Here is a 14,350-nt window from a genome sequence, read left to right on the forward strand (position 1 = left end):
TTTACGATGACAATGTTCTGATTAAATTTGAAAAATCTTCTTTGATATCATGGCTCTCTTCACGCAACTGCTCGATCTTACGGCAGGCATGAAGCACCGTTGTATGGTCACGACCGCCAAACGCATCACCGATCTCCGGCAGACTGTGGTTAGTCAGCTCTTTCGCCAACGCCATCGCCATCTGGCGCGGACGTGCCACCGAGCGAGATCGACGCTTGGAAAGGAGATCTGCGACTTTGATCTTGTAGTACTCCGCCACCGTCTTCTGAATATTGTCGATGGTGACCAGTTTTTCCTGCAATGCCAGCAAATCGCGCAACGCTTCGCGCACGAAGTCAATGGTGATCGCCCGTCCGGTAAAGTTGGCGTTAGCAATAACACGGTTCAGCGCCCCTTCCAGCTCACGCACATTAGAGCGTAGACGCTTGGCGATAAAGAATGCCACTTCACCCGGCAGACGAATGTCATTTTCGTCTGCCTTTTTCATCAGGATCGCCACACGGGTTTCCAGCTCTGGCGGTTCGATCGCCACAGTCAACCCCCAGCCGAAGCGGGATTTCAAACGATCCTCAACGCCGTTGATCTCTTTCGGATAACGATCCGAAGTAAGAATGATCTGTTGATTACCTTCCAGCAAGGCGTTAAAGGTGTGGAAAAACTCTTCCTGGGATCGTTCTTTATTAGCAAAAAACTGAATATCGTCGATCAGCAGCGCGTCAACAGAACGGTAGTAGCGTTTAAAGTCTTCGATCGCGTTGTTTTGCAGGGCTTTTACCATGTCCTGAACAAAGCGTTCGGAGTGCATATAAACCACTTTGGCATTCGGCTTGCGCGCCATAATGCCATTGCCCACCGCATGTAGCAGGTGAGTTTTACCCAGCCCCGTGCCGCCATAAAGGAACAGCGGGTTATAGGCACCGCCAGGGTTGTCTGCCACCTGACGAGCCGCCGCGCGCGCCAGTTGGTTAGATTTACCTTCGACGAAGTTATCAAATGTATGTTTAACGTTAACGTTGGAACGATAGGTCGGTTCTGCCGGAGCCGGAACGTTATCCCAACCTGAGCGCGTAGAAGGCGCAGCACGTTGCGGTTGCACCTGAGCAGCCTGAGCCGGTGCAACTGTATTGCTGGCAGGGACTTTCAGCGTTTGTGTCACGGGCTTTGTGCCCACTTCAAAACGCAACTGTGGGGCATCCGCTCCGCAGAAACTGGTTAGCAGTCCATTGATATTATTGAGGTACTTGTCCCGTACCCAATCGAGGACAAAACGGTTTGGCGCGTACAAGGCCAGCGTGTTATCGCTCAGTTCCGCCTGCAATGGGCGTATCCACATACTGAATTCTGTGGCTGGTAACTCATCCTGCAATCGGGCAAGACATTGCTGCCAAAGCGAAAGTGACACGGCGGACTCCACTCGAACAAAAGTCGATTATGACTAAGGCTGAAACATTCATGATTGTTGACGCACGTCGAAAAGACCCTGCATAAGGGTGACGCACGAACCGCTGTCTGCGGTTATATGCCCGATCAAGATCCTGCAAAACGATCGGGACCGCGGATCATAGCCTAAACTGCGCAAGAGATCTTCTGTTTCTCACAGATTTTCCCGATTTATCCACAGGATGATCCAGAACCCGCTAAGTGTAAACGATCCAGACACCAGGCGGGCACGATTTAAGCCGCATATTGGAAAATTTAATGACCATAGACAAAATTAGGCTTAATCGATCTAATAAAGATCCTGGACGATCCTTGCGCTTTATCCGGTAGCCCGTATAATCCTCCACCCGGCGCGTAATGCTGGTTTTCACCGGTATATAGTTGTACTTTTTCCCTGTGAAAAGGTGCGGAAAAGCGCGGTAAATAAGGAAAGAGAATTGACTCCGGAGTGTACAATTATTACAATCCGGCCTCTTTAATCACCCATGGCTTCGGTGTCCATCGTTCGGTTTTCGGGCGGATATCCAATAAAGCCATTGAATTTATTCAAGTTTAGGTAGAAATCGCCATGAAACGCACTTTTCAACCGTCTGTACTGAAGCGCAACCGTTCTCACGGCTTCCGTGCTCGTATGGCTACTAAAAATGGTCGTCAGGTACTGGCACGTCGTCGTGCTAAAGGCCGTGCTCGTCTGACCGTTTCTAAGTAATAAAGCTAACCCCTGAGTGGTTAAGCTCGCATTTCCCAGGGAGTTACGCTTGTTAACTCCCAGTCAATTCACATTCGTCTTCCAGCAGCCACAACGGGCTGGCACGCCGCAAATCACCATCCTCGGCCGCCTGAATTCGCTGGGGCATCCCCGTATCGGTCTTACAGTCGCCAAGAAAAACGTTCGACGAGCGCATGAACGCAATCGGATTAAACGTCTGACGCGTGAAAGCTTTCGTCTACGCCAACATGAACTCCCGGCTATGGATTTCGTGGTGGTGGCGAAAAAAGGGGTTGCCGACCTCGATAACCGTGCTCTCTCGGAAGCGTTGGAAAAATTATGGCGCCGCCACTGTCGCCTGGCTCGCGGGTCCTGATAGCCCTCATTCGGGTCTACCAACGCCTGATTAGTCCGCTACTCGGGCCGCATTGTCGTTTCACTCCAACTTGTTCAAGCTACGGAATTGAGGCATTGCGCAGGTTTGGAGTGATAAAAGGCAGTTGGTTGACGGTGAAACGCGTATTAAAATGCCACCCTTTACACCCTGGTGGTGACGATCCCGTCCCGCCCGGACCATTTGATACCAGAGAACACTAACGATGGATTCGCAACGCAATCTTTTAGTCATCGCTTTGCTGTTCGTGTCTTTCATGATCTGGCAAGCCTGGGAGCAGGATAAAAACCCGCAACCTCAGGCTCAACAGACCACGCAGACAACGACCACCGCAGCGGGTAGCGCCGCCGACCAGGGCGTACCGGCCAGTGGCCAGGGGAAACTTATTTCGGTAAAAACCGACGTGCTTGATCTGACCATCAACACCCGTGGTGGTGATGTTGAGCAGGCTCTGCTGCCGGCTTACCCGAAAGAGCTGAACTCTACCCAGCCGTTCCAGTTGCTGGAAACCTCACCGCAGTTTATTTATCAGGCACAGAGCGGTCTGACCGGTCGTGATGGCCCGGATAATCCGGCTAACGGCCCGCGTCCACTGTATAACGTCGAAAAAGACGCTTATGTGCTGGCCGAAGGTCAAAACGAACTGCAGGTGCCGATGACGTATACCGACGCAGCAGGCAACACGTTTACTAAAACGTTTGTCCTGAAACGTGGTGATTACGCTGTCAACGTCAACTACAACGTGCAGAACGCTGGCGAAAAACCGCTGGAGATCTCCACCTTTGGTCAGTTGAAGCAATCCATCACTCTGCCACCGCATCTCGACACCGGAAGCAGCAACTTCGCACTGCACACTTTCCGTGGCGCGGCGTACTCCACGCCTGACGAAAAATACGAGAAATACAAGTTCGATACTATTGCCGACAACGAAAACCTGAACATCTCTTCGAAAGGTGGTTGGGTCGCGATGCTGCAACAGTATTTCGCGACGGCATGGATCCCACATAACGACGGCACCAACAACTTCTATACCGCTAATCTGGGTAACGGCATCGCCGCTATCGGCTATAAGTCTCAGCCGGTACTGGTTCAGCCTGGTCAGACTGGCGCGATGAACAGCACCCTGTGGGTTGGCCCGGAAATCCAGGACAAAATGGCGGCAGTTGCTCCGCATCTGGATCTGACCGTTGATTACGGTTGGTTGTGGTTCATCTCTCAGCCGCTGTTCAAATTGCTGAAATGGATCCATAGCTTTGTGGGTAACTGGGGCTTCTCCATTATCATCATCACCTTTATCGTTCGTGGCATCATGTACCCGCTGACCAAAGCGCAGTACACCTCCATGGCGAAGATGCGTATGCTGCAGCCTAAGATTCAGGCCATGCGTGAGCGTCTGGGCGATGACAAACAGCGTATCAGCCAGGAAATGATGGCGCTGTACAAAGCTGAGAAGGTTAACCCGCTGGGCGGCTGCTTCCCGCTGCTGATCCAGATGCCAATCTTCCTGGCGTTGTACTACATGCTGATGGGTTCCGTTGAACTGCGTCAGGCACCGTTTGCACTGTGGATCCATGACCTGTCTGCACAGGACCCATACTACATCCTGCCGATCCTGATGGGCGTAACGATGTTCTTCATTCAGAAGATGTCACCGACCACCGTGACCGACCCGATGCAGCAGAAGATCATGACCTTTATGCCAGTCATCTTCACCGTGTTCTTCCTGTGGTTCCCGTCAGGTCTGGTGCTGTACTATATCGTCAGCAACCTGGTAACCATTATCCAGCAGCAGTTGATTTACCGTGGTCTGGAAAAACGTGGCCTGCATAGCCGCGAGAAGAAAAAATCCTGATTCGGTGAGTTTTCGCTAAAATAAGGGCGGTCAGTTGACCGCCTTTTTTCTTTTCGTAGGGCGGATAAGCACAGCGCATCCGCCAAACAAAGCAACAGGAACATCATGAGCGATAATGACACTATCGTAGCCCAGGCCACGCCTCCAGGACGTGGCGGTGTGGGTATCCTGCGCATCTCCGGCCTCAAAGCGCGCGAGGTTGCCGAAACCGTGCTGGGTAAGTTACCCAAACCGCGCTACGCCGATTATCTTCCGTTTAAAGACGCCGACGGCAGCGTGCTGGATCAGGGCATCGCGCTATGGTTCCCCGGCCCGAACTCGTTCACCGGCGAAGATGTGCTGGAGCTGCAAGGTCATGGCGGTCCGGTGATCCTCGACCTGCTGTTAAAACGTATCCTGACCATTCCAGGCCTGCGGATTGCCCGCCCAGGTGAGTTTTCAGAGCGCGCATTTCTCAACGATAAACTTGATTTAGCCCAGGCCGAAGCGATTGCGGATCTTATCGACGCCAGCTCCGAACAGGCGGCTCGCTCGGCGCTTAACTCACTGCAAGGCGCATTCTCTGCACGAGTTAATCATCTGGTAGAAGCCCTCACCCACTTGCGCATTTACGTCGAAGCGGCGATTGATTTCCCCGATGAAGAGATCGATTTCCTCTCCGACGGCAAAATTGAAGCCCAGCTTAATGACGTGATTGCCGATCTCGACGCGGTACGCGCCGAAGCACGTCAGGGCAGCCTGCTGCGTGAAGGCATGAAAGTGGTGATTGCCGGGCGTCCTAACGCCGGTAAATCGAGCCTGCTAAACGCGCTGGCGGGCCGTGAAGCCGCTATCGTTACCGATATCGCCGGAACCACGCGTGACGTACTGCGTGAGCATATCCACATTGATGGGATGCCGCTGCATATCATCGATACCGCCGGGTTACGCGAAGCCAGCGACGAAGTCGAACGCATTGGTATCGAGCGCGCATGGCAGGAAATTGAACAGGCCGACCGCGTGCTGTTTATGGTCGATGGCACCACGACAGACGCCGTAGATCCGGCAGAAATCTGGCCGGAATTTATTGCCCGTCTGCCTGCCAAACTGCCGATCACCGTGGTGCGCAATAAAGCCGATATTACTGGCGAAACGCTGGGGATGAGTGAAGTTAACGGCCATGCATTGATTCGCCTCTCAGCACGCACTGGCGAAGGTGTGGACGTTCTGCGTAACCATCTCAAACAGAGCATGGGCTTTGATACCAATATGGAAGGTGGTTTCCTGGCGCGTCGCCGTCACTTACAGGCGCTGGAGCAAGCGGCGGAGCATCTGCAGCAGGGTAAAGCGCAACTGCTGGGCGCATGGGCGGGTGAATTACTGGCGGAAGAACTGCGTCTGGCGCAGCAGAACTTAAGCGAGATCACAGGAGAGTTTACTTCTGACGATCTGCTGGGACGGATTTTCTCCAGCTTCTGTATTGGTAAGTAACCCGCAATTACGAAGCCGCATTCTGATTGTCAGATGCGGTTTCGCTTTCTTGTTGGCACTCTTATTATTAATCAACCCTTTTTATAAAAATTAAACTTCTCACATAATTTATTCTCTTAAAAAGAGCATTTAATATTGCTTCACGACCGTTTGTGATTCGATTCACATTTAAACAACTTCAGAATAGACAAAAATCTTGAGTATTATACTGTAGCGTCGTGTCTTTCGAGGATAAGTGCATTATGAATACCTTACATATATGTGTGACCTCAAAGTGGTTTAATATTGACAACAAGATTGTCGATCACCGCCCTTAATTTTCCCTTCTGTCGCCATCACCAGAGTCAAACCGATTAGATTCAATGTGATCTATGAGTTTGCTATATCTTTATTTTCCTTTTTATCTACATTATTTCCGTCTTAATTGCTTTATTAAGCTAATAATTGTAGATGTATATATTCTGGAAATTAATAGATATTGCAAATGTAATATTCACAGGGATCATTGCAATTAAAATAAATGAAGGATTATGTAATGGAAAACTTTAAACATCTCCCTGAACCGTTCCGCATTCGTGTTATTGAACCCGTAAAACGTACTACCCGCGCTTATCGTGAAGAAGCGATTATTAAATCCGGTATGAACCCGTTTCTGCTGGATAGCGAAGATGTGTTTATCGATTTACTGACCGACAGCGGCACCGGAGCGGTGACGCAGAGTATGCAGGCAGCGATGATGCGCGGCGACGAAGCCTACAGCGGCAGTCGTAGCTACTATGCATTAGCTGAGTCAGTAAAAAATATCTTTGGTTATCAATACACCATTCCAACGCACCAGGGCCGAGGTGCAGAGCAAATCTATATTCCGGTACTGATTAAAAAGCGTGAGCAGGAAAAAGGCCTGGATCGCAGCAAAATGGTGGCGTTCTCTAACTATTTCTTCGACACCACTCAGGGCCATAGCCAGATTAACGGCTGTACCGTACGCAACGTCTATATCAAAGAAGCCTTCGATACTGGCGTGCGTTATGACTTTAAAGGTAACTTTGACCTTGAAGGATTAGAACGCGGTATTGAAGAAGTTGGCCCGAATAATGTGCCATATATCGTCGCGACCATCACCAGTAACTCCGCAGGCGGCCAGCCGGTTTCACTGGCGAACATGAAAGCGATGTACAGCATTGCGAAGAAATATGACATTCCAGTGGTAATGGACTCCGCACGCTTTGCCGAAAACGCCTATTTCATCAAACAGCGCGAAGCGGAATATAAAGACTGGACTATCGAGCAGATCACCCGTGAAACCTACAAATATGCCGATATGCTGGCGATGTCCGCCAAGAAAGATGCGATGGTGCCAATGGGTGGCCTGCTGTGCGTGAAAGATGACAGCTTCTTCGATGTCTACACCGAGTGCAGAACTCTTTGCGTGGTGCAGGAAGGCTTCCCGACATATGGCGGTCTGGAAGGCGGCGCAATGGAACGTCTGGCGGTAGGTCTGTATGACGGCATGAATCTGGACTGGCTGGCCTATCGTATTGCGCAGGTGCAGTATCTGGTCGATGGCCTGGAAGAGATTGGCGTAGTGTGTCAGCAGGCGGGCGGTCACGCGGCATTCGTGGATGCCGGTAAACTGTTGCCGCATATCCCTGCAGACCAGTTTCCGGCACAGGCGCTGGCCTGCGAGCTGTATAAAGTCGCGGGGATTCGTGCGGTAGAAATTGGGTCTTTCCTGTTAGGTCGCGATCCGAAAACCGGTAAACAATTACCATGTCCGGCTGAGCTGCTGCGTTTAACCATTCCACGCGCAACTTATACGCAAACACATATGGACTTCATTATTGAAGCCTTCAAACATGTGAAAGAGAACGCGGCAAATATTAAAGGGTTAACCTTTACATACGAACCAAAAGTATTACGTCACTTCACCGCAAAACTGAAAGAAGTTTAATTAATATACTCAGAGTGGCTATAAGGATGTTAGCCACTCTTATTCTCTACATCCTCAATAACAAAAATAGCCTTCCTCTAAAGGTGGCATCATGACTGAACAATCAGAAAAAAAACACTCTGCATTTTGGGGTGTCATGGTTATAGCGGGTACAGTAATTGGTGGAGGTATGTTTGCTTTACCTGTTGATCTAGCTGGTGCCTGGTTTTTTTGGGGCGCATTTATCCTCATCATTGCCTGGTTTTCAATGCTACATTCTGGGTTATTGTTATTAGAAGCAAATTTAAATTATCCCGTCGGCTCCAGTTTTAATACCATCACCAAAGATTTAATCGGTAACACCTGGAACATTATTAGTGGTATTACGGTTGCTTTCGTTCTCTATATTCTCACCTACGCCTATATCTCCGCTAACGGCGCAATCATTAGCGAAACGATATCGATGAATTTCGGCTATCACGCTAATCCTCGCATTGTTGGGATCTGCACGGCCATTTTCGTCGCCAGCGTACTGTGGATAAGTTCGTTAGCCGCCAGTCGTATTACCTCGTTGTTTCTCGGCCTGAAAATTATCTCCTTTGTGATTGTGTTTGGTTCTTTCTTCTTCCAGGTCGATTATTCCATTCTGCGCGATGCCACCAGCACGACTTCGGGGACGTCTTACTTCCCGTATATCTTTATGGCTTTGCCGGTATGCCTGGCGTCATTTGGTTTCCACGGCAATATTCCCAGCCTGATTATTTGCTATGGCAAACGCAAAGATAAGCTAATCAAAAGCGTGATCTTCGGCTCGCTGCTGGCGTTGGTGATTTATCTCTTCTGGCTGTATTGCACAATGGGGAATATTCCGCGAGAAAGCTTTAAGGCGATTATCTCTTCGGGCGGCAATGTTGATTCGCTGGTAAAATCGTTCCTCGGCACCAAACAGCATGGCATTATCGAGTTTTGCCTGCTGGTGTTCTCAAACTTAGCTGTTGCCAGTTCATTTTTTGGCGTCACGCTGGGGCTGTTCGATTATCTGGCGGATCTGTTTAAGATTGATAACTCCCACGCCGGACGTTGCAAAACCGTGCTGTTAACCTTCCTGCCACCCGCTTTGTTGTATCTGGTCTTCCCTAATGGCTTTATTTACGGGATCGGCGGTGCCGGGTTGTGCGCCACCATCTGGGCGGTGATTATCCCCGCGGTACTGGCTATCAAAGCCCGCAAGAAATTTCCCAACCAGATATTCACAGTTTGGGGCGGTAATCTTATTCCGGCGATTGTTATTCTCTTTGGCATAACCGTGATTTTGTGCTGGTTTGGTAACGTCTTTAATGTGTTACCCAAATTTGGTTAAGCACTTCAAAAAGCCAGCGGTCATTCGCTGGCTTTTTGCCTGTCAGGAAATCACTCATGTCCAAATGGCAACTCGCCTGATTCTCTTTCACCACGTATGCTTTGCGTCACCTTACCGTCAGGACGCTAGCCCATGTCCCGTTTTTTGATTTGTAGTTTTGCTCTGGTTTTACTTTATCCCGCAGGTATTGATATGTATCTGGTCGGCTTGCCACGCATTGCCGCCGATCTCAATGCCAGCGAAGCGCAGTTGCATATAGCTTTCTCGGTTTATCTGGCGGGGATGGCGGCAGCAATGCTGTTTGCCGGTAAAGTGGCCGATCGTTCAGGAAGAAAACCTGTCGCCATTCCCGGCGCGGCGCTATTTATTATCGCCTCTGTGCTCTGTTCACTGTCTGAAACCAGCACGCTATTTCTTGTCGGACGCTTTATGCAAGGGCTGGGCGCTGGCTGCTGTTATGTCGTCGCATTCGCGATTTTACGCGACACGCTGGATGATCGACGCAGAGCAAAAGTGCTGTCATTGCTCAATGGTATTACCTGCATCATTCCGGTGTTAGCTCCGGTACTCGGGCACCTGATTATGCTCAAATTTCCGTGGCAGAGCCTGTTCTGGACAATGGCGATGATGGGCATCACTGTACTCATGTTGTCTTTGTTTATTTTAAAAGAAACACGCCCTGCTGCACCTGCTGCTTCGGACAGACCACGAGAGAATACCGAGTCGCTGCTTAATCGTTTTTTCCTTAGCCGTGTGCTTATCACCACTCTCAGCGTTTCCGTGATTCTTACCTTCGTGAATACGTCGCCTGTATTGATGATGGAAATTATGGGCTTCGAACGTGGTGAATACGCCACCATTATGGCGTTAACCGCAGGCGTCAGCATGACCGTTTCGTTTTCCACGCCGTTTGCATTGGGAATTTTTAAGCCGCGCACACTGATGATCACCTCGCAAATGTTATTCCTGGCGGCGGGTATCATCCTTGCAGTTTCGCCTTCCCATGCGGTTTCGCTGTTTGGCATCACGCTGATTTGCGCCGGTTTCTCAGTGGGCTTCGGCGTGGCAATGAGCCAGGCATTAGGCCCGTTTTCATTACGCGCAGGCGTGGCCAGCTCGACGTTAGGCATTGCACAGGTTTGTGGCTCGTCACTGTGGATTTGGCTGGCAGCAGTGATTGGCATCAGCGCCTGGAATATGCTGATCGGGATTCTGATTGCCTGTAGCATAGTAAGCCTGTTGCTGATTATGCTCGTCGCACCTGGACGCCCTGTTGCCGCTCATGAAGAAATCCATCACCACGCTTGATCTCAATTTACTGCTCTGCCTGCAATTACTGATGCAGGAGCGCAGCGTGACCAAAGCGGCGAAGCGGATGAACGTAACACCTTCGGCAGTGAGTAAATCGCTGGCAAAGCTTCGGACATGGTTTGATGATCCGCTCTTTGTGAACTCCCCGTTGGGTCTGACGCCCACACCGCTGATGGTCAGCATGGAGCAAAATCTGGCGGAGTGGATGCAAATGAGTAATCAACTGCTGGACAAACCGCATCATGAAACGCCGCGCGGCCTGAAATTTGAGCTGGCGGCGGAGTCGCCGCTGATGATGATCATGTTTAATGCGCTATCGAAACAGATCTACCAGCGTTACCCCCAGGCGACTATTAAATTACGTAACTGGGATTACGATTCGCTGGATGCCATTACTCGTGGTGAAGTGGATATCGGTTTTTCCGGGCGTGAAAGTCATCCACGCTCCCGGGAACTGCTAAGTTCACTGCCGTTATCCATTGATTATGAAGTGCTATTTAGCGATTTACCCTGCGTCTGGCTGCGTAAAGATCATCCGGTGCTGAATGAAGCGTGGAACCTGGACTCGTTTCTGCGTTATCCGCATATCAGCATTTGCTGGGAACAGAGCGATACCTGGGCGCTGGACAATGTATTGCAAGAATCAGGACGCGAACGCACGATTGCTATGAGTCTACCGGAATTTGAGCAGGCGCTATTTATGGCGGCGCAGCCTGACAATCTGCTACTGGCGACCGCGCCACGCTACTGTCAGTACTACAACCAGCTCCACCAGCTTCCGCTGGTTGCTCTCCCTCTCCCGTTTGATGAAATCCAGCAAAAAAAGCTGGAAGTACCGTTTACTCTGCTGTGGCACAAACGGAATAGCCATAACCCGAAGATTGTCTGGTTACGAGAAACCATTAAAAATCTTTACGCCTCGATGGCATAATCAAGTTGTATGAAATACGACCATATCTCGCGTTTAAATGTAAAATATATGTAATAAGTTTATCCGAATCGAACTTTTCGCCGCTTTAGTCTGTCCATAGTTCCAGTAAATGATTACTCTTGTATTCATAATGGACCATTAAGCATGGAGCGAAAAATGGCGACTCACTTTGCCCGAGGAACGTTAACGGAAGGACATCTGATATCTGTTCGCCTACCCTCGCAGTGTCATCAAGAAACCCAAAATATTCCCCCTCATCGTCAAAGCCGTTTCCTGGCGTCCAGAGGTTTACTCGCAGAACTGATGTTCATGCTGTATGGCATTAGTGAATTGCCGGAAATCGTTACCCAGGCTAAAGGAAAGCCAGTTTTCCGCGATAAAAGTTTGCCATCATTTTCAATATCCTATGCCGGAAATATCGTCGGTGTGGCGTTAACAACCGAAGGCGAATGCGGCCTCGATATGGAACTCCAGCGCGCGACACGCGGGTTTCATAGCCCCCATGCACCCGATAACCCTATTTTTTCCAGCAATGAATCATTATGGATCAGCAAACAGAACGATCCTAACGAAGCACGAGCGCAACTCATTACTTTGCGTCGAAGCGTGCTAAAACTTACCGGCGATGTACTGAATGACGACCCGCGCGATCTGCAATTGATGCCCATTGCGGGACGCCTGAAATGTGCCCATCTCAATCATGTAGAAGTATTATGCGACGCAGAGGACGTGCTGGTGTGGTCCGTGGCAGTCACTCCGGCAATTGAAAAGCTCAATGTCTGGGAGTTTGATGGCAAACAAGGCTGGAAAAGCCTGCCTGATATTCACAACCGTGCCAACAACCCCACCAGCCGGATGATGCGTTTTGCCCAGCTCTCTACCGTGAAGTCTTTTTCGCCAAATTAATAAACAACCACAGGAGTCATCATGTCTGAAAAATTGAAGGTGGTTACGTTATTGGGGAGCCTGCGTAAAGGTTCATTTAATGGCATGGTTGCACGTACGCTGCCGAAAATTGCCCCGGCGGGTATGGAAGTCAACGCGTTGCCTTCCATTGCCGATATTCCCCTGTATGACGCAGATGTTCAGCAGGAAGAAGGCTTTCCCGCGACAGTTGAAGCTCTGGCGGAACAGATCCGTCAGGCTGACGGTGTGGTGATTGTCACGCCGGAATATAACTACTCGGTGCCGGGTGGGCTGAAAAATGCCATCGACTGGCTATCTCGCCTGCCGGATCAACCGTTGGCCGGTAAACCGGTGCTGATTCAGACCAGTTCAATGGGTGTGATTGGCGGCGCACGTTGTCAGTATCACCTGCGCCAGATTCTGGTCTTCCTCGATGCGATGGTAATGAACAAACCTGAGTTTATGGGCGGCGTGATTCAGAACAAAGTCGATCCGCAAACCAGAGAGGTGATTGATCAGGGAACGCTGGATCACCTGGCCGGGCAGTTAACTGCGTTTGGCGAGTTTATTCAGCGGGTGAAAATCTAAATAAAAAACCCGCCAGCAATAACGCATGGCGGGTTTTTTAGCGTGCTATCGATTTTAATGAGCGTCAATAAACACAATTTTCAGGATAAACAGCAGTGCAACGATGACTACGCACGGGCTTAGATCACGCAGACGTCCTGTGCCGATCTTCATCACGCAGTAGGAGATAAAGCCCAGCGCGATACCTTCGGTAATCGAGAAACTGAACGGCATCATCACAGCGGTAATAAACGCCGGAACGGATTCAGTCAGATCCTGCCATTTCACGCGTGCTAAACTGGAAGTCATCAGTACGCCAACGTAAATCAGCGCACCAGCAGCAGCATAGCCAGGCACCATTCCCGCCAGCGGCGACAAGAAGATAACCAGCAGGAACAGCAAACCAACAACCACTGCCGTCAGACCGGTACGACCGCCAACGGAAACACCAGAAGAAGATTCAATATACGCCGTGACAGAAGATGTACCGATAAACGAACCGGTAACAGAAGAGATACTGTCGACATACAGCGCCTGCTTCATGCGCGGGAATTTACCCTTTTCATCAGCCAGACCCGCCTTATCGGTCACGCCAATCAGGGTGCCGGAGGAGTCAAACAGGTTGACCAGCATGAAAGAGAAAATTACGCCTGCCAGGCCGAGGTTAAACGACCCGGCCAAATCCACGTGCCCCACCACCGTCATTACGCTCGGCGGCGCAGAGACGATGCCGTTGTAGTGCACATCACCCAGCATCCAGCCCAGAAGCGTCGTCACCACGATGGAAACCAGCACCGCCGCGTGAATGTTGCGCGAGGCCAGAATAGCAATGATGAAGAAGCCGAGGATACCCAGCAGTACGCTGTGAGATGTCAGGTTACCGATACTCACCAGCGTTTCCGGGTTAGCAACAATCACCCCCGCGTTTTTCAGCCCCATCATACCAATGAACAGACCGATACCGCTGGTAATGCCCACACGCAGACTTACTGGAATGTTGGCAATCATCCAGTAGCGAACGCGGAAAATAGTCAGCAGCAGCAGACCAATCGCGCCCCAGAAAATTGCGCCCATCCCGACTTGCCACGGCAAGCCCATCGCCTGCACCACTACAAAAGCGAAGAACGCGTTCAGGCCCATAGCGGGAGCCAGCGCGACTGGCAGGTTAGCAAACAGCCCCATCAGAATACTGCCGAACGCAGCAATCAGACAGGTGGTGACGAAGACGGCGCTGGTGTCCATGCCAGCTACGCCAAGAATTTGCGGGTTAACAAAAACGATGTAAACCATCGTCAGGAAAGTGGTAAAACCGGCGATCACTTCGGTCCGTGCCGTCGTGCCATGTTCGCGCAGTTTAAACACGCGTTCCAGCATCCCCTGGCCAGAAGCCTGGGTTGTGTGTTGTTGACTCATTATCTATTTCCGAACAAGGAGGGAAAATCCGTCGCTATCCTATACCAAAATGAGACAATATGGACGG

Annotated in this window: 14 protein-coding genes; 12 read left to right on the forward strand and 2 right to left on the reverse strand. The window is 50.5% G+C overall.

What is annotated here, in order from left to right:
• Window position 1: 1 nt before the first annotated feature.
• On the reverse strand, window positions 2-1,402 hold the full coding sequence (gene dnaA / locus A31E_RS03895; protein WP_016249432.1) for a chromosomal replication initiator protein DnaA: 1,401 nt from the start codon (window positions 1,400-1,402) through the stop codon (window positions 2-4).
• 606 nt (window positions 1,403-2,008) lie between these two features.
• Here dnaA and rpmH point away from each other — a divergent pair.
• From rpmH to yieF, 12 genes are all read left to right on the forward strand, one after another.
• Complete coding sequence (gene rpmH, locus A31E_RS03890) at window positions 2,009-2,149, forward strand: 50S ribosomal protein L34 (RefSeq protein WP_000831330.1); 141 nt, start codon at window positions 2,009-2,011, stop codon at window positions 2,147-2,149.
• Between the two features lie 16 nt (window positions 2,150-2,165).
• The gene (gene rnpA / locus A31E_RS03885; RefSeq protein WP_000239730.1) at window positions 2,166-2,525 is read left to right on the forward strand and encodes a ribonuclease P protein component; all 360 of its coding nucleotides are present in this window, start codon (window positions 2,166-2,168) and stop codon (window positions 2,523-2,525) included.
• On the forward strand, window positions 2,489-2,746 hold the full coding sequence (gene yidD / locus A31E_RS0123215) for a membrane protein insertion efficiency factor YidD (RefSeq protein WP_001307474.1): 258 nt from the start codon (window positions 2,489-2,491) through the stop codon (window positions 2,744-2,746). The genes rnpA and yidD overlap by 37 nt, the downstream gene beginning before the upstream one ends.
• Before the next feature lie 2 nt (window positions 2,747-2,748).
• Window positions 2,749-4,395 carry a membrane protein insertase YidC gene (yidC, locus tag A31E_RS03880; RefSeq protein ID WP_000378258.1) on the forward strand — a complete coding sequence of 549 codons (1,647 nt, stop codon included), beginning with the start codon at window positions 2,749-2,751 and terminating at the stop codon, window positions 4,393-4,395.
• Between the two features lie 105 nt (window positions 4,396-4,500).
• Window positions 4,501-5,865, forward strand: a complete 1,365-nt coding sequence (mnmE, locus tag A31E_RS03875) for a tRNA uridine-5-carboxymethylaminomethyl(34) synthesis GTPase MnmE (RefSeq protein WP_001282361.1) — start codon at window positions 4,501-4,503, stop codon at window positions 5,863-5,865.
• 242 nt (window positions 5,866-6,107) lie between these two features.
• Complete coding sequence (tnaC, locus tag A31E_RS0123220; protein ID WP_010377944.1) at window positions 6,108-6,182, forward strand: tryptophanase leader peptide; 75 nt, start codon at window positions 6,108-6,110, stop codon at window positions 6,180-6,182.
• Window positions 6,183-6,400: 218 nt separating this feature from the next.
• Complete coding sequence (gene tnaA / locus A31E_RS03870) at window positions 6,401-7,816, forward strand: tryptophanase (protein ID WP_001517426.1); 1,416 nt, start codon at window positions 6,401-6,403, stop codon at window positions 7,814-7,816.
• A 91-nt stretch (window positions 7,817-7,907) separates the two neighbouring features.
• The gene (tnaB, locus tag A31E_RS03865) at window positions 7,908-9,155 is read left to right on the forward strand and encodes a low affinity tryptophan permease TnaB (RefSeq protein ID WP_001517425.1); all 1,248 of its coding nucleotides are present in this window, start codon (window positions 7,908-7,910) and stop codon (window positions 9,153-9,155) included.
• Window positions 9,156-9,287: 132 nt separating this feature from the next.
• Window positions 9,288-10,463 (forward strand): multidrug efflux MFS transporter MdtL, encoded by a 1,176-nt coding sequence (gene mdtL / locus A31E_RS03860; RefSeq protein WP_000086015.1) that lies wholly within the window; start codon window positions 9,288-9,290, stop codon window positions 10,461-10,463.
• On the forward strand, window positions 10,438-11,397 hold the full coding sequence (yidZ, locus tag A31E_RS03855; RefSeq protein WP_001517424.1) for an HTH-type transcriptional regulator YidZ: 960 nt from the start codon (window positions 10,438-10,440) through the stop codon (window positions 11,395-11,397). Before mdtL ends, yidZ begins: the two co-directional genes overlap by 26 nt.
• A 156-nt stretch (window positions 11,398-11,553) precedes the next feature.
• Entirely contained in the window at window positions 11,554-12,303 is a 750-nt protein-coding gene (locus A31E_RS03850; RefSeq protein ID WP_001517423.1) for a 4'-phosphopantetheinyl transferase family protein, read from the forward strand.
• Window positions 12,304-12,324: 21 nt separating this feature from the next.
• Window positions 12,325-12,891 (forward strand): class I chromate reductase YieF, encoded by a 567-nt coding sequence (yieF, locus tag A31E_RS03845; protein ID WP_001517422.1) that lies wholly within the window; start codon window positions 12,325-12,327, stop codon window positions 12,889-12,891.
• A 54-nt stretch (window positions 12,892-12,945) separates the two neighbouring features.
• Here yieF and adeP read toward each other — a convergent pair whose 3' ends face one another.
• Complete coding sequence (gene adeP / locus A31E_RS03840) at window positions 12,946-14,283, reverse strand: adenine permease AdeP (protein WP_010377951.1); 1,338 nt, start codon at window positions 14,281-14,283, stop codon at window positions 12,946-12,948.
• Window positions 14,284-14,350: the final 67 nt, after the last annotated feature.

The sequence above is a fragment of the Escherichia sp. KTE159 genome (genome assembly GCF_000408805.1).
In the GTDB taxonomy this organism is placed as follows: Bacteria; Pseudomonadota; Gammaproteobacteria; order Enterobacterales; family Enterobacteriaceae; genus Escherichia; species Escherichia marmotae.